Source organism: Oceanobacillus timonensis, from assembly GCF_900166635.1.
In the GTDB taxonomy this organism is placed as follows: Bacteria; Bacillota; Bacilli; order Bacillales; family Amphibacillaceae; genus Oceanobacillus; species Oceanobacillus timonensis.
In genome coordinates, this window is sequence record NZ_LT800497.1 from 3,342,903 (window position 1) to 3,367,031 (window position 24,129).

The 24,129-nt window shown below is 35.3% G+C and carries 26 protein-coding genes; 8 read left to right on the forward strand and 18 right to left on the reverse strand.

Annotated features, from left to right (window positions below; genetic code table 11):
• Position 1: 1 nt before the first annotated feature.
• Positions 2-319 (reverse strand): nitrite reductase small subunit NirD, encoded by a 318-nt coding sequence (gene nirD, locus B7E05_RS16320; protein WP_080875206.1) that lies wholly within the window; start codon positions 317-319, stop codon positions 2-4.
• A gap of 42 nt (positions 320-361) precedes the next feature.
• Complete coding sequence (gene nirB / locus B7E05_RS16325; RefSeq protein ID WP_080875207.1) at positions 362-2,767, reverse strand: nitrite reductase large subunit NirB; 2,406 nt, start codon at positions 2,765-2,767, stop codon at positions 362-364.
• Positions 2,768-3,155: 388 nt separating this feature from the next.
• On the opposite strand from nirB, the gene B7E05_RS16330 reads away from it, so the two are divergent.
• On the forward strand, positions 3,156-3,752 hold the full coding sequence (locus tag B7E05_RS16330; RefSeq protein WP_245833126.1) for an Ltp family lipoprotein: 597 nt from the start codon (positions 3,156-3,158) through the stop codon (positions 3,750-3,752).
• 277 nt (positions 3,753-4,029) lie between these two features.
• Here B7E05_RS16330 and B7E05_RS22695 read toward each other — a convergent pair whose 3' ends face one another.
• Positions 4,030-4,167: a GrpB family protein gene (locus B7E05_RS22695; protein ID WP_080876343.1), complete on the reverse strand. Its 138-nt coding sequence runs from the start codon at positions 4,165-4,167 to the stop codon at positions 4,030-4,032.
• 248 nt (positions 4,168-4,415) lie between these two features.
• Positions 4,416-4,775, reverse strand: coding sequence for an MmcQ/YjbR family DNA-binding protein (locus B7E05_RS16340; protein ID WP_080875209.1), 360 nt, complete (start codon positions 4,773-4,775; stop codon positions 4,416-4,418).
• Between the two features lie 321 nt (positions 4,776-5,096).
• On the opposite strand from B7E05_RS16340, the gene B7E05_RS16345 reads away from it, so the two are divergent.
• Complete coding sequence (locus B7E05_RS16345) at positions 5,097-5,294, forward strand: hypothetical protein (RefSeq protein ID WP_080875210.1); 198 nt, start codon at positions 5,097-5,099, stop codon at positions 5,292-5,294.
• Positions 5,295-5,679: 385 nt separating this feature from the next.
• Here the strand turns inward: B7E05_RS16345 and B7E05_RS16350 are convergent, their stop codons facing one another.
• The 11 genes from B7E05_RS16350 to tlp all read right to left on the reverse strand — a co-directional run bounded on the left by B7E05_RS16350 (position 5,680) and on the right by tlp (position 13,196).
• Positions 5,680-6,021, reverse strand: coding sequence for an EndoU domain-containing protein (locus B7E05_RS16350; protein WP_080875211.1), 342 nt, complete (start codon positions 6,019-6,021; stop codon positions 5,680-5,682).
• Between the two features lie 192 nt (positions 6,022-6,213).
• A complete protein-coding gene (locus tag B7E05_RS16355; RefSeq protein ID WP_080875212.1) occupies positions 6,214-6,642 on the reverse strand; it encodes an SMI1/KNR4 family protein in 429 nt (142 codons plus the stop codon).
• A 175-nt stretch (positions 6,643-6,817) separates the two neighbouring features.
• Positions 6,818-7,072, reverse strand: coding sequence for an HTH domain-containing protein (locus B7E05_RS22700; RefSeq protein ID WP_080875213.1), 255 nt, complete (start codon positions 7,070-7,072; stop codon positions 6,818-6,820).
• Between the two features lie 382 nt (positions 7,073-7,454).
• Entirely contained in the window at positions 7,455-7,916 is a 462-nt protein-coding gene (locus tag B7E05_RS16365) for an Imm30 family immunity protein (protein WP_080875214.1), read from the reverse strand.
• A 167-nt stretch (positions 7,917-8,083) separates the two neighbouring features.
• A complete protein-coding gene (locus tag B7E05_RS16370; protein WP_080875215.1) occupies positions 8,084-8,509 on the reverse strand; it encodes an SMI1/KNR4 family protein in 426 nt (141 codons plus the stop codon).
• 132 nt (positions 8,510-8,641) lie between these two features.
• Positions 8,642-8,902, reverse strand: a complete 261-nt coding sequence (locus B7E05_RS16375) for a hypothetical protein (RefSeq protein ID WP_080873408.1) — start codon at positions 8,900-8,902, stop codon at positions 8,642-8,644.
• Positions 8,899-9,699, reverse strand: a complete 801-nt coding sequence (locus B7E05_RS16380; RefSeq protein WP_080873407.1) for an ExeA family protein — start codon at positions 9,697-9,699, stop codon at positions 8,899-8,901. The genes B7E05_RS16375 and B7E05_RS16380 overlap by 4 nt, the downstream gene beginning before the upstream one ends.
• Positions 9,692-10,945: an IS481 family transposase gene (locus B7E05_RS16385; RefSeq protein WP_080875216.1), complete on the reverse strand. Its 1,254-nt coding sequence runs from the start codon at positions 10,943-10,945 to the stop codon at positions 9,692-9,694. Before B7E05_RS16385 ends, B7E05_RS16380 begins: the two co-directional genes overlap by 8 nt.
• A gap of 134 nt (positions 10,946-11,079) precedes the next feature.
• Positions 11,080-11,610 carry a DUF6431 domain-containing protein gene (locus tag B7E05_RS16390; protein ID WP_080873405.1) on the reverse strand — a complete coding sequence of 177 codons (531 nt, stop codon included), beginning with the start codon at positions 11,608-11,610 and terminating at the stop codon, positions 11,080-11,082.
• A 538-nt stretch (positions 11,611-12,148) separates the two neighbouring features.
• The gene (locus B7E05_RS16395) at positions 12,149-12,391 is read right to left on the reverse strand and encodes a hypothetical protein (protein WP_080875217.1); all 243 of its coding nucleotides are present in this window, start codon (positions 12,389-12,391) and stop codon (positions 12,149-12,151) included.
• Between the two features lie 574 nt (positions 12,392-12,965).
• Positions 12,966-13,196 (reverse strand): small acid-soluble spore protein Tlp, encoded by a 231-nt coding sequence (gene tlp, locus B7E05_RS16400; protein ID WP_080875218.1) that lies wholly within the window; start codon positions 13,194-13,196, stop codon positions 12,966-12,968.
• Between the two features lie 422 nt (positions 13,197-13,618).
• On the opposite strand from tlp, the gene B7E05_RS22545 reads away from it, so the two are divergent.
• Entirely contained in the window at positions 13,619-13,909 is a 291-nt protein-coding gene (locus B7E05_RS22545) for an aspartate/glutamate racemase family protein (protein ID WP_281252478.1), read from the forward strand.
• A 37-nt stretch (positions 13,910-13,946) separates the two neighbouring features.
• Positions 13,947-14,321, forward strand: coding sequence for an aspartate/glutamate racemase family protein (locus B7E05_RS22550; RefSeq protein WP_281252479.1), 375 nt, complete (start codon positions 13,947-13,949; stop codon positions 14,319-14,321).
• Positions 14,322-14,866: 545 nt separating this feature from the next.
• On the opposite strand, the gene B7E05_RS16410 is transcribed toward B7E05_RS22550, so the two are convergent.
• On the reverse strand, positions 14,867-16,927 hold the full coding sequence (locus B7E05_RS16410; RefSeq protein ID WP_080875219.1) for a catalase: 2,061 nt from the start codon (positions 16,925-16,927) through the stop codon (positions 14,867-14,869).
• A gap of 265 nt (positions 16,928-17,192) precedes the next feature.
• Here B7E05_RS16410 and B7E05_RS16415 point away from each other — a divergent pair, with 265 nt between their 5' ends.
• A complete protein-coding gene (locus B7E05_RS16415) occupies positions 17,193-17,378 on the forward strand; it encodes a hypothetical protein (RefSeq protein WP_080875220.1) in 186 nt (61 codons plus the stop codon).
• A complete protein-coding gene (locus B7E05_RS16420; RefSeq protein WP_080875221.1) occupies positions 17,375-18,766 on the forward strand; it encodes an Asp-tRNA(Asn)/Glu-tRNA(Gln) amidotransferase GatCAB subunit A in 1,392 nt (463 codons plus the stop codon). The genes B7E05_RS16415 and B7E05_RS16420 overlap by 4 nt, the downstream gene beginning before the upstream one ends.
• 416 nt (positions 18,767-19,182) lie before the next feature.
• Here B7E05_RS16420 and B7E05_RS16425 read toward each other — a convergent pair whose 3' ends face one another.
• Entirely contained in the window at positions 19,183-20,013 is an 831-nt protein-coding gene (locus tag B7E05_RS16425) for a nucleotidyltransferase domain-containing protein (RefSeq protein WP_080875222.1), read from the reverse strand.
• Positions 20,014-20,231: 218 nt separating this feature from the next.
• Entirely contained in the window at positions 20,232-21,179 is a 948-nt protein-coding gene (locus B7E05_RS16430; protein ID WP_179134560.1) for an aminoglycoside phosphotransferase family protein, read from the reverse strand.
• 976 nt (positions 21,180-22,155) lie between these two features.
• Here B7E05_RS16430 and B7E05_RS16435 point away from each other — a divergent pair.
• Together B7E05_RS16435 and B7E05_RS16440 are read left to right on the forward strand one after the other, a co-directional pair.
• Complete coding sequence (locus B7E05_RS16435) at positions 22,156-22,605, forward strand: YndM family protein (RefSeq protein WP_080875224.1); 450 nt, start codon at positions 22,156-22,158, stop codon at positions 22,603-22,605.
• A gap of 64 nt (positions 22,606-22,669) precedes the next feature.
• On the forward strand, positions 22,670-23,179 hold the full coding sequence (locus B7E05_RS16440; RefSeq protein ID WP_080875225.1) for a DUF3231 family protein: 510 nt from the start codon (positions 22,670-22,672) through the stop codon (positions 23,177-23,179).
• The last annotated feature ends 950 nt before the right edge of the window (positions 23,180-24,129 follow it).

Sequence of the window (24,129 nt, forward strand, 5' to 3'; positions counted from 1 at the left end):
GCTACACCACGATGTGTACATAACCGTCAATAACTTCTGTTTCATACGTTGTGACACAACCATCATCCGGCTCTTGCACTTCCCCGGTAACCAGTGAAATTTTCCGATTATGCAGCGGACAAAAAACAAATTCCCCAGAAACAATCCCTTCCGCTAAAGGACCTCCTGCATGCGGGCATCTGCTTCCAATCGCCTGTACCTCTCCATTACTTAGATGAAAAAGGGCAATCGATGCGCCGTTTACATGGACTTCCTTCCCGATTTGCTTTGGTAAATCTTCCAGTTTGATGATTTTTATTTTTTCTTTATTTGCTTCCATGATACAACCTCCTCTTTATCGCAAGAATGATTACGTTAGTATTCACTTTTTCACAATTTCATACATTTCTTTTTCTTTTAAACTTTTAAGCGTGCTGCTCCACGCTTCATCATACGTATTTTTTGCATGATGGAAACGTTCGACCAATTCCGCATTCTGTTTTTCATTTAAAAGCACTAATTTGATATTCTCCGCACCAATCCGGTCAACCCACGGTGCAGTTCGCTCATTATAAATACCTGTTTCCCGATAATATTGCATATAAGCTGTTGCCATTGTAATGACTTCTTCTTCCGTCTTCACCGTTGTAAAGGAATCACATTCACGGACTTCTGTACCGCCATTTCCTCCAAAGTAAAGCTGAAATCCATTCTCCACACAGACAACCCCAAAATCTTTCGTTAGTACCTCTGCACAGTTACGAGGACAGCCTGATACGCCCATTTTCATCTTATGCGGTGTATCCACCATCTCCAATTCTTTCTCAAGGCGAATACCCAGTCCTAAAGAGTCTTGGGTTCCGAAGCGGCAAAACTGCGCCCCGACACAAGATTTTACATTTCGGAGTGATTTAGAGTAAGCATATCCGGAGCGCATACCGAGATCTTCCCATACTTGCGGTACATCTTCTTTTTTCACCCCGTATAAACCAACTCTGCTTGCACCGGTGATTTTTACTAAAGGCACATTATATTTATTCGCAACTTCGCCAAGCCGGATCAAGTCATCTCCTGTTGTAGTACCGCCATACATCCGTGGAACCACAGAGAACGTACCGTTATTTTGAATATTTCCGTTCATTCGTTCATTGACGAAGCGGGAAGCTTTGTCATCTTCGTATTCTTCCGGTCTGATCATTCGCATATAATAATTGAGAGCCGGCCGGCAGACATGACAGCCTTCTTCATTTGCAAATCCAAGTACATTACGTACTTCTCGAGGCGATTGCAAACCTTTCTCCTTTATCTCCGCAACAACTTCATCCCGTGTTAATGTTGTACATCCACACATTCCTGTTTTCACCGCAGCCGGATCAAAGCTGTCTCCCAATGTATGAGATAAAATCCCTTCAACAACGCCCTTACATTTCCCGCAAGAAGCACCTGCCTTTGTACACGTCTTTACTTCCTCAAATGATTTTAAATCCTGTTCCAAGATAGCTTGAACAATCGTTCCTTTTGTAACCCCATTACATCCGCAGACTGTCTCATCCGGACTCATATCAGCAATCATCTCATCGACGGCGTCTTCTCCTGCTTTTTGCAGCACCGCTGCACTTGTAAATTCACTGATATCTGTTTCCTTCTTCAGCATACTGAACAGCCGCGTTCCATCTGAAGCATCCCCATAAAGGACCACACCAACCACTTTGTTATCAGAAACAAGCACTTTCTTATACACACCAGCAAACTGATCCTGTACAATAATCGCATCGGTATTTTCATCTTCTTCCATTTTCCCTCCAGAAAATAGATCACATCCCGCAACCTTTAATTGCGTAGATAAAATACTGCCTCGGTACCCTGCTGCTTTCTCGCCCGTTATATATTTTGCAAGTTCAACTGCCTGCTCATAAAGTGGTTCAACCAGTCCATACGTGACCCCGTTATGTTCTGTACATTCACCTACTGCATAAACAGAAGAAACAGAAGTCTGCATATGATCATTCACAATGATTCCCCGATTAACATCCAAACCAGCCTGTTTTGCTAAACCTATATTCGGGCTGATTCCAACCGCCATGACAACCAGATCACATTCTGTAGAAGTACCATCTGAAAAAGTAATACCTTCCACACGTTCTTCTCCGTAAATTTCCGTTGTCATTTTTTCCATTAAAAATTCCATTCCCTGCGCTTCCAAATCTTTCTTCAGCATCTTTGCTGCAGAGTTATCTAACTGCTGTTCCATCAACCACGGCATCAAGTGGACAACTTGCACCTGCATTCCCCTATCCATTAATCCTCTGGCTGCTTCTAAGCCAAGGAGCCCTCCGCCGATAACAACTGCTTTCTTATATTGCTTGGATACGTCCACCATATATTCAGTATCCTGAATATTTCGAAAGCCGATGACACCTTCCAGTTCGCTCCCCGGCACTGGTAAAATAAATGCACTGGAACCTGTTGCGATAATTAATTCATCATAAGAAATCTCACTATCTTTATCTGTTTTAATTACCTTCTCTTTCGGCTGCATTTCCGTTACTTTTTCACCGGTAAACAAGGTAATATCATTCTCTTCATACCATGGCCAATCATTTATTTTAATCTCATCGGCCTCTGTTTCTCCCTGTAAAACATGTGAAAGCATGATCCGGTTGTAATTTGGATAAGGTTCATCCCCTATAATTGTAATATCAAAAGTGTCTTTATCTCTTTTTATAATTTCCTCTATACACCTGACTCCAGCCATCCCATTTCCAATCATTACAAGCTTTCTTTTCATAATACAACCCTCCGAGGTATTGTGAATCATTTCACATATTGTAACAAAAATAATATTGTGAAGTTATTCACAAATAGTGTTAAAATATATAGCTACATCTCTTTTTGGAGAAGTAACTATCTTTACTGATAGTGTAGCATACTTCTTTTTTGAATTGTATTGATTTTTTGAACAGTTTGTGTCTGGATTTACCGGGAAAGTTTATAAGTATATTGAATCTTTCTTAGTAAAAAAAACTGAATATAAACTAAATATGAACTCTATTTTCATTTCTAATGGAAGAAATAATTTCTAGGTTTTTCTAAATTTTACCTAGACTTTCTAATGTAATATGATTTATCCTAAATATATAAATAGTCATATTCTATTAAATAAAGGGCAGTTTACTGTGGAAAAGAAAGAGAAAAAGTCTATTTTTAAAAGATGGTGGTTTTGGATTATCGTTGTCTTAGTTATAGGAGCAATTGGATCTAATCTAGATGAGGATACTACTGCAGATAACGAGACAGAATCCATTCAAACAGAAAACGAAAACAATTCAGCTAATGAAAATGATTCAAATGATGATAGTACAACTGAAGAAGAAAATACAGATTCAAAACAACCAGAAGAAGCATATGCTTCAGATGATATTGAAGAGGACGCTGCTGAAAATGAAGAAGAAACCAAAACAGATGATGATGTTCCTTCCGAATACAAAGCTGCATTAAATTCAGCAGAAAACTATTCTGATTTAATGAATATGTCTAAGGATGGTATTTTTGACCAGCTTACTTCTGATTATGGCGACCAATTCCCAGAAGAAGCAGCTCAGTACGCAATTGATAACATAGAAGCAGATTGGAATGAGAACGCACTGGAATCAGCCAGAAGTTATCAAGATATGGACATGTCTTCTGAAGCAATCAGGGATCAATTAACTTCTGAGTATGGAGAAAAATTTACTCAGGAAGAGGCAGATTACGCTGTTGAGAACTTGAATTAATTTAGAAAACAAAAATATCTTATCAAGCTCTCCACAAGTCATCGAGTTATTGAATCATTATTAACACATAATCCCCTCTGCTAACGACATTGTTAGCAAAGGGGTATTTAATGAATTCTATATATTCTAGAAAAACAAATATTACTTTCAAAATTTTCAAGCAGGGTATTATTTACAAAATTATGCGTTCTGTACTTAGTTAAAATCCCCCTCGAATATCCATTGATTTATCTTTTCTCTTTTTTATGCCATTCCAGAGCTCTTTGCTCCAGTTGTCTCACACAACTTCTTTTTTCTTACTATATTCATTTGTATTTTGATACTTCTGTGCTAATTGTTCTTTAAATACGTTATATTTAATTGCTTCTCCCTTATGAATCCTTAAATAATCTCTAAATATCAGATGTCTTTCTATTTCATTGTTGCCTTAGGATGAGTGCTTACGAAAAGTCATTAATAATAAAACTTTATCTTTACACATACAACAGCCTTCACTGTGAATAAATATCATGATGCATTCGGCTTTGAAATCGTAGCTCAAAACAAATATTTAAAACAAACTGACAAAGAAAATAGTACGCTGTTTTGTAGCAATTTAAAACCGCCAAAAACGTTACATCCACAGCGTTTTTGGCGGTTTTCGCTGTCAAAGGTGAGATGACATTATTTAATTGTCAATTCATAGCTTTCTGCAATTAAATCCCTGATATCATCTACATCTTTTGTATAATCCAACACAATACTAACCCAATTATTTTTATCCATGTGATATGCAGGAAAGATATTCTCATTTTCTCTTAATGAACCTATAAATTCTTTTCTGGCTTTCACATTTAATACATCAATTTGATTATCGCCTTTTATTCCTAACTTATCTTCTGTAATATCCATGATTAAGCCAAACCATTTTTTATTATCCTTATGCCTTAAAGCAGCAAAGTTTGAGAATTTCCTCCATGGATAATCCGGGCTAACATCATATTTTTCTTTAACATAATCAAAAATATCTTGTCTGTTTACCATCGATTAGCCTCCTGACTACTTATCTATAAATTAACTTTCCCTTTACGATGTAGCATCAAACTCTTTAAATCAAGCATATATCAACTTTTAAAAATATGGAACGATGGTGATGCTGTAAAGAAAAGGATAGTTGATGAACGAGCCAAAAAGGGTACCACTATCCGTGCTGCTGGGAAATCATAAGAAAAATATTCAAGTAATTTCTCACCATTGCGGGAGTTTTTTTAATAATGTCTCTCTTGATTGTTTAATATACTGATAGATTGACCATACTGCTTTGTAAAATGAAAAATAAGTTTCTTAACTTGGGAGGAATTGAAAATGGAAGCATTTGATATCTATACAGATGGGGTACACCATACAGTGGTCGCTAATTCTCAAAAAGAGGCTAATGAATACTTTGCAAAGGTTTCAAACAAGAAAATCATCTATTCTGAGCCTGTGATTGGTCCAGGTATAATTAATTGGTCCATATGCGACACTTCAGATTTTCATAACATTGAAAAACAGAACATTTAATTGTTAAAGCCCCACAAATTGTGAGGGCTTATTTTTTTAATGCCTGAACTCACCGTACATTTACCAGGCAAATGAAGCTGGTTATGTGGTTTTTGATAATTTTTAAGAGCATGTACCTCAATTACTATTGATAAAAATACGTGAAATACATAAAACATTTTGGATTAAAGCATATCAGAGTACATGGTTGAAGACACTAACACACATCTTATTTAATTAATCTAGGCACAATGATATTCAGAGTCAAGTTTTCATCTTCACTAAGTAAAACAATTAGCCCTTCCCATTTTTGCTCAATTATCGGATCATTATCATCTAATAATGCTCGTGCACCTAAGACTACTCTAACTTTCTACTCAAACATTGTTAACATCTCCCTTTATAACTACGGTTGTAACATACTATCTGGGAAAATCGTTCCTATCTCTCCTTTTGTTTTGATTACGCTTATCCCAACACCATTGTAATCACCTAATACTGCTACACCATCAGCAATATTCTTGTGTTCAGGCATATTCATTACGTATGCTCCAGCTTCCCCAATATCTTCTTTAGACCAATTTTCAGGAAACCATGCTTGACCAGTACCTGTTCGCTTCCCTTTAATCTTGTGGTCTGGTACATTACCAACCCTGACCCCATTAGGATAAGTTTTTTCAATATTATATTCCATACCATTTTCTTTAAGAAATTCTATATTATCTTGACCATGCCCACCACCACTCATTTATGTGTGATAATTATTCACAAAGAGTATTAAACCCTTTGTTCACTTTTAAAATTTCTATACATACAAAATCAACCTGACACAGTTAGTCTACTAATATCAGGTTGAAAAATGGAAATATTTTATACACTTCAATTCATATTACCATTCAATATTTTAAATATCTATGAATTATCTTTTACTGACCCACAGTTAACAATTAAAATATGCTTTCAAGAATTCAAAAAACGATGACCAAGTTTCCTCTAGCTCTCCTTTTAAAAGTAGTTCATCTCCACCTTCAAAATTAACTGTATAAACTTTATCTGTTACAGTATCCAACACTAATACAGCATTTGCTGACATTTCGCTTAAAACTAGAAACTGCTTAGGAAAACCATGTTCATTTCTTGAAATGAGTGTGTATGATTCCATATTTTTTTCTTCTTCTGCTATATCTAATAATTCAAATGGTACATACTCTTCCCAAAAAGGTCCTGCGTACTGAATATAAAAATTTTTAAAAGTCTCTGATACGTTTACATCTAGCCTTATTAAAGCATCCTGTACTTGATTAATATCCTCACGTATATATATTTCTTCCTCCAGAACTTTATCTAAACTCTTAGGCAAAACACTCATATTATTTTCCTCCTAAAGCTTCTTCTCCTATTATTTTCTAATAACTAATAGAATCTACTTTTTGAAATGCTTCTCTAGTCGTCTCATTCACTGGATAAAACGGGTTTAATTTTCCTTATAAAGATGTAGTAGATTTCTTTTAGTATTACTGATATTATGGTACCTAGTTGAAGCTTCATATAATAGTCCAATACTTTTTGTTGTGAATGATATAATGTTGTGCACGCAAATCCGTAAAACCTTCTATTCTATCCGCCATTTTCCGGATTCTGCGAGAAAAATTATTAATTCTGTGTTTTCCCAATGTCTTCGTATCAAAGCCCGCTTCCTTAAAGATTTGTGTTGGAAACTTTCCACGATGCTGTTCATCCATAAAATGTTGCTTAAAGACTTCAGAGTATGTGATTGCTTTGTTGGAGACCTTGTCCACATATGGATTCCTTCTTAGTTCTTCTATCTGTTCATCCTAAAAATAATGAACGCCTATGTAATCAACTCCCGCTTATAATCATAATAAAATGAGTATACGACAAAGAACCCTATAAAACAGAAAGGATAGGGTGTTTTTTACACGTTAGGAAAGTATAAAATTTTAACGCAGAAGCATTTCAATGTAGTAAAAATTTTTAGGTGCCAAGTATAAGTGCAACTAAGGCATTCGCCGAAAGACTTGCACTCAAGAGCATAAGGGATTCTAAGAAAGCAAAACACGCTTTCAAGGCTCCCTTTAACGAACGCCAAGTTTTCTTTATCCGTGTCTGTTTTATAGGGGCCAGTTTAAAGGTCTTTAGCACTTTAAGATGGTTTTTTAATTATATTGCTTTTAATACTTCATCTACAGAATTGCTAAACATATCTGGATCTTCATTTTTTATATCCCTTAATAAGTTCATTATTATCTCTTTTGAATTGTCTTCTAGCTTAGATAGCACACTACCGTATATTTTTCTTACTTGTCCATGATTTAAAATTCTGTAATGTAAAACTTCCATCCATTCTCTTGCCCTATCAATAACACTTGGGACAGCTATAGCAATTAAATATAACCCCTCTTCAATTTTTTCTTTATAAAGATGCTCTATACTATGTACTAATCCAAACATTATTTCATATTGTTCCGTATCATCATCAAATCCCATACATAATTCGGTAATAACTGATTGATCCTCTAAACCGATGAGATTACCTAATGCTTCTTCAAATGCGTCTATTTCTTCTTTAGATTGCAAAAGTCTATTTGTGTAGATTTTATTTAATTCTGATTTCACATTCATATACTCCACCCCGCTTACTTATTAAATAATTCAGGATATAACTCTCTATTCTTTCTAATCGCATTTAATAGTCCTGCTTTTATTTCAGGTGTGTAGACTCCTTGCTTCATATATATCCTTCTTGCATCTAATATTATCATAAGTCAGGGCATCACGGTAACTTAGGTTTATTTCATTTTTTTAGATGCATTAGTTAAAAATTCATTTAACTTATTACTCATATTTAAATTTACATTTTCTAATTTATTTCCTTCGACATTTATTCTTTTAAAGTTCATTATAAAACTTTTGAAAGAGTCAGATGCTAAATATATATTCTCTCCATCCATTTCGTGAAACCAAATATAAATTTTATTTTGTGTGTTATCTTGTATTCCAATGCAAACTAAATCTCCTCCTGGTAAACCTGCAATAGGAATTAAATCAGCTGGTAATAAATCTTTATAAAAATTTATCTTGTCCTCAATATTATTTTCATCATTATATAATCCATAAAATGAGTCTACTTCAAATTGTGTTAGCTTAATTTTATCTGATAAACCTTCTGAAGAAATAAAGTGATAATCTTCCTTGATATAATTGTAAACGAGCACATTATCCTAGCTCCCATTTTTCAAATTAATTCGGTATAAAATCTGAAATAATGTGCTCCGATTTTCAAGCTATTCTGGAATGTGCTCAACTATTTTCAAAATAATTCAGCTCCATACTCCAGAAAAAAGACCCTAAAGCGGGTCGTCAACTTTCGCATATTGATTTAAATCTACACTTACTTTGTAAACTACTTCTCGATGAAGCACGACTTTCACTTCTTTCTCTAATGTGATAAACCAATCTGTATCCTTCTCCAGAAATGCTTCAAAATACTGCTGCTGAATAAGAAGATGAAACGTATATCCTTGATCTAACCAATATGCTTCATGGCCAATCCATAGCCTCCATTCTCTATCATCATAATGAAAAACCAAGATCCCTTTTGTCATCATAAACTACTATCCTCGATAGCCAAGCGTACAACTTCATCATCAATTTGATTTTTCTTTAACTGGGCTCCAAACAGAAGACTATTCACTGTCAATGTGTTAACGACCCTCGGCCAGCCTTGAGAACGCAAACCAATAGCCTCTATTGCTGTATCCGTGAAAATAGGCATGTTTGCACCAGCTAAGTTGAGATGATGCTCTATATACTTTGCGATTTCCTCTTTCTCCAGAGGCTGCATCTCATACTTCATAATCAGTCGCTGCGCTAAGGGGCGATGGTGGTTTATCGATAAGCGTGTTTTGAGATAGGGAAGACCAGATAAAACTAAGATAAATGGGTTCGTTGAATCCATTTGAAAGTTAAATAGTAGTGCTAAATCCTGAAGAAACGAATCTTTCGCCAGGTGCATTTCATCCAGTATAAAAACGGGCGTCACTTTTCGTTCGTGTTTCAGTTGTTCCATTCCTTGTTGAATTTGACGAAATAAATCAACTTTCCGGAATTTCGGTTCTTCTCCAAGTCCATACGCTAAACCGCGATAAAAGTCCATCACTCCTCCTGTGGAAAGAGGGAAGTAGACGATATGATATAGAGACGGATGGAGCGATTCTTTAAAAGAACGCAACGTGAATGTTTTGCCGGTTCCGGCTTCACCTACGAGAAGTCCCATCCCTTTTGTTTCTTTCAAGTAATCAAGAGCGCCAAGTGCTCCTTGATAATCGGTGGATAAAAACGCATTTTCTGCACGTATATCTTTAGAAAACGGTGTTTGTGCCAAAGAATAGAATGTTTTATACATGGGTATCCTCCTCCAGCTCTTCCCGTTTGGTAAATGGAGACCGGACACGTTTGGCGTGGGCATTATCTTTCATTGATACGGGGACTGCCTCTGCTACTTTTTGGTCGTCCTCGAACACAAAAATACCTTTTTCATCAAAACGGACATCGATAGATTGTCCGATAAAACGTGGAGGCACCTCATAAAGCTTTCCGTTTAGCGTAATCGTGCTGTCTGCCTTTACTTTTCGATGCTCTCTTTTCAAGAAAACCGTATCCAGAATCAATGTATCCTCCAAGAAATGCACGTTTTCTAATTGACTTTGATACACTTCATGTGGTGTCTTTCCTTCTAAAGAAGCATGAACCCGGCGATGGTATTTCTCTTCTAACCAGCGCCAGAATCGCTCATTCAATTCCTCCAAAGAGTCAACGGGGTCGGCCTGCAGAAGAGGATAAAATCTGGTTTGGATCGTTTTAAAAATCCTTTCTACCTTGCCTTTAGCACGGGGATCATACGGTTGTGTGTGTATTAACGTAATCCCTAATTGTGCACAAGCATATTGTAGGGTTTCCGAACGATAGATTTTTCCATTATCCGCATAAATGAGATTGGGTTTCCCTCTTCGAAGCAGTGCTTCCTTAGTCACTACTCTAACACCATCAAATTTTTCCGAAGTAAAGAATTGGCCAAATGGCACCAATCGGGAACAATCATCAATGTACAGAATCAAAAATGTTTTTTTCTTTTTTCCATCTATCGAAATATAAGGACCATGCGACAAATCCGCCTGCCATAAATGGTTAACATGTTCATGTGCAAACCTTTTTCGCTCCGGGATGGCACTTATTTTTTTGCCAACAAGGTTGTGTTTTTTCAATAATCGGTTTATAGTAGAGTAAGATATATTATTTTTGTTGATTTCTCCTTGTTTGATGAGCTGTTCGTAGAAAACACTCACAGGCATATGGAGAAATTTTTTTCTTATATACAGGATTTGATCCTGATCTTCCGGCGTTAATCTCCTGGAATTCCCCCGATCTGTTCTTTTCTTCGGCTTTAATGCGATGAATCCACGTTGTCGATAGTGATACAGCCATTCCTTTATTGTTTTTTCTGCCACAGTTCGCTTACCATAATAAGGAACCGAATGCACCTTGCCTTCCAACTGTTCAAAATAAGTCTTGGCATCGATCTGTTCATTTAATAATGGCGCAATTAAGCCATATCGAAATAAAGCTACTTGTTCACGTTCTTTTTCTGTCATGGAATCTTCCTCCTTTTTGATGAGAAGGACGACCGGTCATCCATAAATTTATTCTATCTTTTACGACATCCTTTGAAAACGCAAAAGGTATGTGGAATCGTAATTATTTTTTTGGGTTTTGAAATACGGCTGGATTAATTCGCCATAAAGTAGGTCGATAAGTGATTCCAGCTCCTTCGTAAGAAGGAAGATTCGCCAATATGCATAATCCTTTTCAAATAGTTTAGAGGCTCTTTTTTTCCTTTCTCCATTGTATTTTTTCTCTTCTCCTCATCTACGAAATAACTATGTATCCAAGGAACCCCTTTTAAAAAACGTCGCACATGGAATGTACATAATTGACGGGGACCATTTCCTTTTTTGTTTTCCAGAACTTCTCTTATCCTTTTTAAAATCGTGTGAAGAGTGTATTGAAAATAAGGAAGAAGAAAGTCCGGCAGGATCGAAAAACTCATTTCACACAAAAGACATTTCAATCGGCAGATTGGAATACGTAATGTGGCATCTTCTGTGATTCCATTTCTCCAATAAAAACCGTGACGATAAACATTTCCTCCACCCGTACAATGACAATTTGGACATTGATCCAATACTGGAAATTCATTTTCTTTACCTCTTTGGACGTATTCCTCTATACTTATTTGAAAATCATGGGATAGAATCATTCAAAAACCTCCGAAGGAATTTGAACAAAAATTAGCACATTTCTTCAGAGAAGTACAGCAGTAAAGCCGGAGAAATTTGAAAATTATATTGCTTTTTTAGAAGAAATAATGTGCTCGTTTACAATATATCCTTATTTACTTTGCTGATTGTACTATGGATCTTCTTATTTTATTTACTGAATTTTCTGACTTGTGTTTAAGTCTAAATAAAAGTGAATAAAAAGGAAATAGGATGGCATAATATTATTATAACAATGGTAATACAAAACAGGCGTTTATCCTTATAAAAGGAAAACGTCCTTTTTTGTATGTTAACATAGGAAAATTTTCAATAAAAATCTAGAATAGTTTCGGCAGTAATGTTATTATATTTGTTACCAAATTAGTAACTTATTTCATAAATTGATCTGTTTCATGAAGATAGACACATTAAACAGCATTTCACCATAAACTTACCCTATTCTAAAAGACCTTACGAAATAATAAATAAAATCCTTTTCTTCCCACACATCAAGTAATTTACTTAATAACCCTTTTTTCAGAAATTTTCGTCAATATTTAGTTCTTTTTCTTCTATAATATAAGGCATATTCGTCTCATTAGACTCCCTTTTATCACGAAGGTAAGTATCCATCTCTGGTCCTCTATCATTGTTGTTACGATCAGGTTCATAATTAATATCTTCTGGTTGCTCATCCATCTCATTGTTGTTGTCTATTCCGCATGCTGATAAAACACTAAGGAAAACAGTAGACATTATTAAAAAAAGAATTTTTTTCATGATTACCTCCAAATATTTTTTTACTGATATATTTTAGTTTAAATCATCTTTCATTTTTTACCCCTTCAATTTATTTTTTATGAGTAGAAATAATTTCCATACATATTTTAATTTATTTATCGCAAAATATAAAAGACCTAAAACCAACCTCTAATTAGAGGATAATCTTATATGGAAGCTATTCAATGGTTTTTGGTTAACTCTACATAGGTGCTGCAGCCTGCAATATGATAGGCAGACAGCGCCTAGAGAGTCAGATACAAAAAATACTTTCTAAATGTAACAAACTTGAATAGTTACGGACATAAAGTGGCAATTTCATTAATAAGGAATGCTTTTATCCCTAATGACTATTAGCGAAACTTATCAGAACGTTTGCATCCGTTCTCCTCCATTTAGATAAGTCTGCGCCTGCCTTCTTGTATTCTGAGATGTTTTTTTACGGCTAGTAAGCACCGTGATAAAAATCCTGTCTATAATACACAAGGAGGCAGTTTTTTATGGACTGCCTCCTTGATTCATCGATTATCTCATATTGTCTATATTCAATCTTATTAGCTTATAACAAGAAAAATTATTCGTTATAATTTGCTGCTTCATCTTTTATTTCTGAACGCAAACCTTCAATGCTTTCTCTTCTTCTTTTGTTCTTATTTTCTACATCTTCTTTGTCTGCAGAGTTTAATTCATTTGAATGAGCTTTCAAATAATCTTCTGCTTCATTCATATTTTGTAGCGTATGATCGATTGTATTTTTTATCTTTTCCACGTTATCGGAACGATCATCTGGTTTAGGGTTTGTCATATTATCTCTCCTTTCCATTATATTCTTAATATATTTTGCTCAAATCCATAAGGAATATTCATGGGATTTATAAATGTCTTATTGAGTTATATAATGTTATTGGGGATATGAGCATACTATATTGGATAAGTTTATTTATTTCTATACTTTATTTTACGTTGTTAACTAAGTTATTAATCCATATAATATAAATAAGGATTATAAGGTTTAGGAATTGAGACATATTTAGCATTATGTTATATTCATTTCATAAGTTAGAAATAAAGGGGAATAAAATATGCTTTGTACATCTTTCCTGTAGTTTATTAATTCTTCTCTAAATCAATATATTATAAAGATAAAACTACGGGACGTTAATTCAGTTAAGAAACATGGAAACTGTTTCTGAATATTAAAAGTTCGCATGTAGGGAGATGAATATTATGAAACAAATTGGTATTGTTGGTGGTCTAGGTCCAGAATCAACGGTTGAATATTACCAATCCATTATTAAGCGGTTTCAAGAAAAGAAAGGGACGCTTCAGGTGCTCCCGGAATTATACATTAACAACATTAATATGTATAATATTTTTCAATACATTTCTGAATGGCGATTAGATGATTTAATTGCATATGTGGGGAACGCTGCACGTAAGCTTGAACAATTGGGAGCAGATGGTATCATTATTGCAGCAAATACACCCCATATTGTTTTTGATGAAGTACAAAAATAGGTAAAAGTTCCGTTGATAAGTATCGTAGACGCAACCGTTGAAGAAGCTAAAAAAAAAAGAAGTACAAAATATCGGTCTGCTTGGCACAAAGCTTACGATGGAACAAGATTTTTTCAAAACGCCATTTGAAGAAAATGGGAAACACATTTACGTTCCGGATGAAAACACACAGGAATACCTGCACGAAAAAATTGTAAACGAATTAGAAAACGGCATCGTGAATCCTGAAACGATAAACGATTTTCAACGAGTTGTAGATGAAATGAGGGAGCAGTATCAGATTGATAGCCTGATTCTTGGTTGTACGGAGTTACCAATGCTTTTTTCTGAAGACGAGTCTGATATTCCTCTTTTAAATACCCTGGACATCCACGTAAAGAAAGTAGTGGATTTCATGTTCGAAAATGAATGAACGGATTAAAAGAATTGAGGGATCAGAATGAAAGAATATATAGGCAACTGTGTAAAATGCAATAAAGAGGTTTACTGCAAAGACGGATTTTTAGATGGTGTACACAAACGAGGACACTTATATTGTTTTAGATGTGCAGGGGAATGGTCAACGTAATATTAAAATAATCAATAAAAAAGTTTACATTGCATATCTTATTTATTCCTAAAGCATTTTTTAATTTTCTGCAATGTTAAAAGGACGAAGAGCAAAATCTATCTCAAAATCTAATAAATCTAATAGCTCTAACAGAGTATTCTTTACTTAAAAGTAATCTCTAATGAGGGTTATTTTTTCATAGCATTATTTTATTTTCTACTTGTAATAATTTATTGAATACGTAGTTTTATGACATGAAATCACTTAGTAATAAATGTAAATGAAAGATATGCTGCTTCCAAAATCTTTCCTCGCCCTTGTCCGGCAGCAGAAAGCCCAAATAATTACTTGATTGACTCCATTAAAAAATAAAAAAGAGCATCTTCTTACAATGCTCTTTCCAACTATTATGTTCTATTCCAAAAACGCTGCTCTGCAATGGCGGAGATAAATTCCTCCTCAAAGTTTGGATTATTTGCAGCAAAAATGACTCCAGCTAAATTATTTCCTTCTGATGCTTGAATATAAGATTCTCCGGTAGAGGCAACACCAATTGGTTTATAATGTTTGTAAGCTACATGCAGGTATTCTGTAACGTCAGAATTGAATTTTGCTTGATTTTTGGAACTACCTCCTACAACATAAAGGGAGTCAATAAGATAAGGACTTGTTGTAAGAAAAGTTTTGTCAACTTTAATTTTTGTGCCATCAGCGCCGGTGACTGTACCAAGATTTTTACTTATAATTTCAACAAAAACTCCTTCTTGCTTTAATATATTAAGTGTATTTGCTACCTCATTACCAAAGCCATCACCAATCAGTACGCCTACTTTTTGCGTATATGCATAACGAGGTGTATTGGATTGGCTGAGAGAAGGATACCTTGTAGAAACAGAAACATTGGACCCGCTTGGGCGATTCACACCAATGTTATCGGCAACAATCGACGCCATCTCTTTATCAACATGAACAAGCTGCTTATCAACCATTTGCTGTCGGACAGATTCGCTTTCTACACTTCCAATTTGATAACTGAGCCCCTCAATTGTGTGCTGCTTTTCAATAGGGGTCAAACTGTTCCAAAAAATTCTGGGCTGCGAATAATAATCCTTGAACGATTCGCTTCTGGCTCTTATTTTGTAGCCTTCTACTTTCCCAGGATAATCTTTATAGCCGCCTTCTTCTGGAGGTACTGTGTATGGCGTATTATTTGCTAAAGAATTTTGATGATAGTTTACCTTGTCAACATCGATACGTTGTCTCATAGCACCTCGCCGCTGATTATTATGAAACGGACATATTGGCCGATTAATCGGTAATTCAACGTAATTGGGACTGCCAAGTCGATGTTGTTGTGTATCTCGATACGCCATTAATCTTCCCTGCAAAACGGGATCATTAGAAAAATCAATTCCCGGAACGACATTTGCAGGATTAAATCCAACTTGTTCTGACTCTGTAAAGTAATTATCGATATTTCTATTTAATGTTAACTTACCGATCATTTGAACAGGAACAAGCTCTTCTGGCCAAAACTTTGCAGGATCAAGAACATCGAAGTCAAATTTAAATTCATCCTCCATTGAGATTAATTGAACGCCTAGCTCATATTCAGGATAAGCTCCATTATCAATGGCCTCCCTGAGATCCCTTCTGTGGAAATCAGGGTCGAGTCCGCCTATTTTCAGTGCTTCATCTTGTAGCAGAGAGTGGACGCCAAGAACAGGCTTCCAAACATATCTTACAAAGGTTGCGACATCTTGTTCGTTAACAAACAGATACGTATTAATAGACCATGATTCCATCATCCGATAGCTTCTTAAAATGCCTCGATCAGACATGATCCACAGCACCATATGAAGTGCTTCATCGTTATTAGCTACATAATCCCAGAAACGGTCGTGGGCTCCGCTAGCTGTTGGTATATCATCAGCTTGCTTCGCTTGGTACGCATGCATTGCATCTGGAAACTTCATCGCGTCTTGATTAATTAATACAGGCATTGCAATCGTTGTTAAATCTACATTTCCTTCTTCTGTATACAGCTTAACACCTTTACAGCGCAGATCCCTCGCTGTATCATAAGACCCTTTAGCTCCTTGCACTGTAGAAAAACGGACCGTTATAGGCGTCTTTTTACCTGCCTCTTGTAAGAAACCAGCTTTTGTCACATATTTCATGGACTGATAACATTCAAACTCTCCATAAGCACTGTAACCTCTCGCGTGAACCACTCTTTCCGGTATCTCTTCATGGACAAAATGCGACATTTTTTCCAAAAACTCATAATCTTGACGTAAGGAAGGACCACGTATGCCGGCTTTTAATTGGTCCTGATCTTGTGATCTTTTTTTTCCTTCCTGTGTTGTCATTGGCTCCCCAGAATCTCGTACACGAAACTGATCTAACTGCTCTTGTTTGATATCTTTATTATCAGGTTTTTGGTTTCTTGATGATTTTTCATCCATATAATCACCCTTTCAAACGTTTAAGATGTACATACCATTTCTATACTTACGTTTTTCCTTTTAAATTAGAACTTCATTTTATTACAATGTAAGATTTCTAAACATTAACTGCCTTAAAACGCATCCTTTTTTTGTTTTGAAAATCACAAAAATTATTGCTGCGCCAGCACATTCTTTTAGTGATTTCATATAGTATAGGAGTCCATAAAAGGTAAAACAAGAGCATTTGGAGGATATTTAAAGTATATAGAGGGAGGTAATTTAAATGGATGATGCAAACTTTATAAGACAGGGGCTTCATTTGCAGGGATTACCGTTCTACGAGACAGACATTCCATATATTCAACAAATACGTTACACCATGTATCAGGCTCAAACTTCATTTCATGCATTTCCACATTTAAATATGGAAATACCAATTACAATTGTTGATAAGGAGTTGCTGCTATGACAGATATACCCTACTTAACTGCTACAGAACTTGGTCCGTTAATCAGATCACGACAACTATCCCCCGTAGAATTGACAAAAAATATTTTAAATCGGATTGATAAATTTGATTTGACACTTAGAACGTATATTACCCCGCTTCATGATTCCGCTTTAAAACAAGCAAGAGAAGCGGAAGAAAATATTATGCGTGGCGAATATAACGGACCGCTCCATGGAATTCCAATCGGTATCAAGGATAATTACTACACAGAAGGGATACGAACTACAGTTGGTTCCAAACTTTTTGCCGATTTTACCCCTCGTAAAAATGCAACGACGGTAGAAAAATTGTTAGGTGCAGGAGGAATTATGCTAGGAAAACAGAATCTACACGAACTTGCCGCTGGTTCAACTGGTACCAATCCATTCTTTGGTGACACACGAAATCCATGGGACATTCGGTACATGCCAGGTGGGTCAAGCGGTGGCGGAACTGCTTCCTTAGCAGCTGGGCTGGCAACACTTGCGACTGGAACAGATACATTTGGCTCCATTCGCTTACCCGCAGCAATGTGTGGTGTTTACGGATTAAAGCCGACCTATGGGCTTGTTAGTACGTATGGTGTTTTCCCCTCAGCAATGTCACTAGATACAGCTGGGCCAATGGCAAGATCCATTTCAGATTTGGCCCTCATGCTTCATTATATGGCGGGGTATGACGCAAATGACCCTGTAAGTCTTAAGGTGTCTATACCCGATTATACAGAAAACCTAAATAAAGGAATTAAAGGAGTAAAAATAGGTATTCCTACGTATTATCTCGAGGGATTAAACCCAGATGTAGAGAAGTTATTCCATCAGGCAATTGCAACACTTAGAAGTTTAGGGGCTGAAATAAAAGAAATTGTCATTCCTGAATTAGACATGTCAACAGTAACAGGTTATGTAACTGTCACTGGAGAAGCATCTGCTTTACATCACAAATGGTTACAAACGCATGCAGAGGATTATTCTGCAGACATACGAACCTTCTTTTTAGCCGGGACATTAACGAACACACCACAATACATCCAAGCCCAACAAGCAAGAAGAAAAATAGTTGAAGGATTTCAGAAAGCCTTTAAGGATGTCGATATATTGCTTGGCCCAACAATTCCTATGATAACCTCCGCATATAGTGAACAATGGGTAGATCAAAATTTAGAAGTTATAAGGAGATGTTTGCCTTTTACTGTTCCTGTTAATTTAACCGGTACACCAAGTTTGTCGGTCCCAATGGGCTTGGACAGCAAAGGCCTCCCATCCGGTATGCAATTTATTGGAAAGCCTCTTTCCGAAAAACTGTTACTTCAGGCAGGAAATGCATGGGAAAGCACGGCACCATTACATTTTACTATTCAGAATTAATTTAATGATAATTTCAACTCTTTTCGAATTCTTAGTGATTGACTTCTTATAGCGGTTCTTCTATCCAGCCACGTTTCATCATTACTAATTCCATCTTCAATCTTAAGTGCAACCTCCGGAATTAAAGACACATGTTTTATTCTTAGATCTTAGTTAACAATGATTACGTCATCCATCGAAATTCAACAGTGCTTATAAGTGCCTTTTATCTTTCATGCTGAATGTAGCTTTAAAATAAAGTTCGATCTAAAATACCTCACAAATCCTTATATTACCGTAAACAGAAGAATTCATTTTGAAAAAAAAGATCGATCAAAATGGATTCTTTTTTTTGTGAAGTATTGTTCAATTTTTATAAAAAAGCTTGATCATTTTCTTCCTTTGATATTCCACAATAGCGCCCGTTTTCGGAAGATTTATAGTGCTTCGGTTTCAGAAATTAACCCTTTTAAGTTTTCTACAGCTTTATTTGTCTTATCGCTATCTGTTGAGAGAAAAGAAACAATTTCATCAATACGTTTTTTGTAGTTTATTGGTTTTATCGGAAAATCTTGAATCATGGCTACAGCCTTTTTTTCATTGATGCAGTACACCTTGTTTTTCGCAAAGATAACTTGATTCAAGCAAGAAATACTTCGAAAACAATGGCCCATCACATATGAAATATCATCTTTATTAGCATTGCTCTCCATAAACATCAGGGAAAAAGAAGCTTCAAAAGAAAAGTATTTAACCATCGCTTCTTTAATTTTTTCGGGATAGGGTTCCGTTTTATTTTTTAATTCACCTAATGTGTCTTCAGAGTCAGATAAAACATTGCAAATAGCTAATTCCCCCATGTACATGACATTCAAGTAACCATGAGGGTGTCCTGTTTGATAATGAATGGATACTAGACCTGACAAACAGTCATCAATAACTTTACTGACTCGTTTAATATCACGAAAAATAAGATCTACATGGTAACCCTGTACAACTAACCAACCCCCACCATTTATCCATTCACCCCATTCACCTAAGGAAGTGATTAAATGCTCTTTTTTTTCGTCATTAAGATTTAATGCTGATTTTTCGATATCATTGGTATTAAAACCTTTTGATTCATCATAGTAAATTCCAATATCTATATCAGAATCCGAACTATGAGTTCCTCTCGCCCGAGATCCACCTAACACGATTCCTACCACACCTGGCAGTCCGTCTAGTTCTTCTTTTATGTCTTGAATTATATTATCGACAGTTGCCATTATGTTTCACTCCAAACTTATTCAATAATGGTGCGTTTATTTAATACTTTTTTATCAGGAATTTACCCTTTGAACAATGAATATCCATGTCTCTTTTTTATGTCTATTATACTTGTCCATAAATCCAGCCTCTATAATAAATACGGTTTTTTATAAAAATACCATTTTTCAGCATTGATTTTCAATAACCGAGCAATTTTCTTGAATAAGTAAACCTACTATGAGCTATTCTCCTTCCAAGCTTCTGCTACCTTAAGCATTTTATAACCGAATGGCTCCTGACCACTTTTGATTAAAAATAAACCAGTAGAGATCAACTGAATGTATCCCCATTCCCATATCCCTTGTGTGTCTACGCCAGTTAACTCCCTAAGCAAGGCACAACGTTTTTGACCAATTTCTAAAGGATCTTCTATTAAATCATCGAGCCACTCACGCATGAGAATGCCTAGGTCATAGGATGGTTCACCTATTAAACCGTCAGGGTCAATCAATTTAAATGAAGGTTGAGGCTTAGTTGAATCTTGAAGAACATTTCCATGGTGAGCATCACCATGAACTAAAACAGCTGTTGTGAAGTTTATATTGGTTAATCGAGATTCTAAAAAGGTGAGCGATTGATCGATGAGTGCCTTTGAACATGGCTTTCCAAGGTCTTTCCAGAGTTTTGGAATAAAATTTCTAAACCATTCAATAAGATCATAAATCGATCGTAATTGATGTGGTTGTTGTATGTTCTTCCATGAATATTTAATCGACGAACAGATGATTTCTATTTCTTCTTGGGTTGAGTATCCCAGTTGATGCAAAGGTGGACCTAAACGTTCCAATAAGATAGCTCTTTGGCTTATATCTTCTTTGATTAAACGTACATAACCATCCCCATTTGCAATCCGTAAAGCTTCAACTTCTTGCCCAATCACTGAGTTTCCTTCCATTTGAGGCATCATCACCTTTAGAATGGCATTATCTCCATCTTGGGTTGTAACTTCAGCCACAAAAGCTTCCGATCCTCCTTCAAGTGTTTTTTTGATATGTATGTCCCATCTTTGTTCCAAATCATGAATTATATCCTTTAAATTATGTAACCATTTTTCACCCTCATAACCCAAGTTTTTCGCTTTTTGTTGAACAAACTTTGGAACAAGTTCATTTTGTCTACCCATCATCTTTCTTTCCTTTCTTATCTTAAAACATATTAGAACAAATTCCCTGACCTTCTTTAATCCACTTATCTACATTAGATGTTCTTTTTCTTTTCGCCACAAAAACACCCTTTAGACAATCATATCCAAAGGGGTGAAGATTCGCAACTTTGTTTTAAACATCGCATTTTTTTACAAACGCCGCGACTTTATTTTAAATCTACACTGAAATAATTTTTACATTAATTCTGGAGAGATTAGAACTTAAATATATCACTTTTTCATATGACAAAATATAGATTTTCTAAAATAATAAATGATTTTTTTATAAAAGGACACAATAATTTTTGAAGATTACGATTGCTAATATATTGTCTTTTGGACTGATGAAAAGAAGATTGGGAGCATAAGTGCAACGGAGACATTCCCTCGAAAAATTGCTTTCCAGCGTATAAGGGGGTCTAAAAAAGCTGCATACACTTTTAAGACTGTTAACAAATGCTCCGTTTACTAATAAACATAAAAAAATAGATGTTTTTACAGAAGGGATAATGAGGGGACATTTCTGTCATGAAGGATATATCATTACAATTTCAAATTATGAACGGATGTACGTTTGTCCTGAGATAGATAAATACCTAACAATACGCAGAACAAAAGCAATCAGACTTATGAGGTGAAAAACTCAGAAGAATGGTTCCGGCGAGTGATTGTCTTGTTATGAGATTGTTAAAAAATGCCTTTATAAAGCGCTTACTTCCGGGGTTCAACAGGATTCTTTTTAATTAGGAAACTTATTATCAGCTTTTTACTGGATTCTTTCCGATAAGCCAGGATAGACACCTACCAATCAATTCCATTGATGAGATGGATTCGCTTTATATGACGAAGCAAAAGTTCTACGGATAGTTACAGCGTGACAAAACCATAATATAATTATGATATTTTTGATAAACTGGCAAATACTATAATAAATAAGTAAGAGAAGAGGGATTCTATGGACCATTTAAAAGCACTAGGTATTAAATTTGTTGTTATTGCGGTTGTAGTTTATTCCTTATTCGGTATTCTTTATAATGCTAACTTGATGAATTTGTTCTGGATCAGTTTACTTGTTACAGGTATTTCCTACCTTATTGGTGATTTATTTATATTACGAAAATTTGGCAATATTACAGCTACCATTGCAGATTTCGGACTAGCATTTGTTTCAATTTGGTTATTAGGAGATTTATTTCTCGCGGAAGGTATGCCTACAATTCTCCTTTCCTTAACGGCTGCTTTCTTTATTACCTGTGTGGAACCTTTCATTCATGTCTATATACAAAATCGATTTTCGGATGATCATCAAAAAGGGTTTGGAAATGGGAACCGATTACAAACCGAATTTGCAAAGGAAATGGATGCACAAATGATCAAAAGTAAAAAAGAACGAAAAGATAAATAATACTTCAAAAGTTGGACATGCTACCTAAGAATAATCTTACATGAACTTAATAGGGAGGATATCAATGGGAATTTTAAGCGGAAACCCTAAAGATGAACCGATGCATTACGGAGAAGTTTTTGCAGTATGGAGCTTCCTGACTACTGCTAAAAGTTTGGTTGCCGGTAACCAAATTCATTTAAACCACGCAGGTGATAAAGATCTGCAGAAATTACTTGACGAGGCTATACAATCTGGGCAACAAGAGGTTAAACAGCTTGAAGAGCTATTAAAAGAAAATGGAATTGGCTTACCCCCAACTCCGCCAGAACGTCCTAAAGCTAACTTGGAAGATATTCCAGTGGGAGCACGTGTTCAAGACATGGAAATAGCAGCTGCCCTGGCTAGTCAAACGGCTGGGGGGTTAGTTGCATGCAGTAAGATAATGGGTGAATCAATTCGTGAAGATATTGCGATGATATTTGGACAAATCCATACACAGAAAGCAACATTTGGAGCAAAAGTTCTTAAACTTAATAAGGAAAAAGGGTGGTTGATTACTCCGCCTTTACACCAGAATAAGACTGACAATTAAATTATCTACTTAAGAGAGGACAGATTTCTAATTTAAATTCAATTGGGTTTGTTCTCTTTTTAAATTTTCATACAGGTTAATTTACCTTACCTCACTATTTATTTTTCCCTAATCAAAAACAAAACTATATACTTGAAACCCGACTTTTCCTTTATAAAATGGTGTGTCACCAAATATTAAAACAATAATAACAGATAAGATTTTCCTATTTTCGGATATAGAAATCATATCTTAAAAAATGAATAACTTTTGCAAATTGACTATTCAACCTAAGGCTTGTACTCCAGAATATAAGGGATTCTAAGGAAGTAAAAATGCTTTCAAAATCTTTTATAGAGGAGATGATTAATTTTCTGAATATTTAATACAAAACTCACTTCTATCTCTTTTTAGATTGCTTTTTGACATTGATTAAATCCGTTTGTCAAATAAAAAATATAAAAAAAGGACTATCGCACTGTGAAAGCGATAGCCAATCGTCTCCAGGGAACAAAGGGAAAATAATCTTTCCCTTTACATGGATACTGTATGCTCATTATAGCCGATTTATATATTAAAAACAAGAAAGTTTTTATTTATATGTGATTGATTAATCTTTCTTATTATAAGATTTCGTTCCTGCCATATTAATTTGAAATTGATGATTAAAATAAAACTACGATGTTTCTAAAAGATGAAGTATTTAAATCAAAACTACGATGTTTGTAAAAGACAGTGAATTTTCATCCCTCTAGGTATGGTTATCTAAAAAGGTGTTTTTGTGGCAAAAAGACAAATACAAAAATATACGTATACATCATAATATGGTCTGGACTTGACGATTGCGTATTCAATGGTTCTAAAGTAAAAAAATCAATTTGATTATGCTCGGGAAGAAAGCGTTTATGATTAGAAAAAACAATTCCAATAAAATGGCTGGGTACCTGATTCCAAGTAAAACTGGTCACATT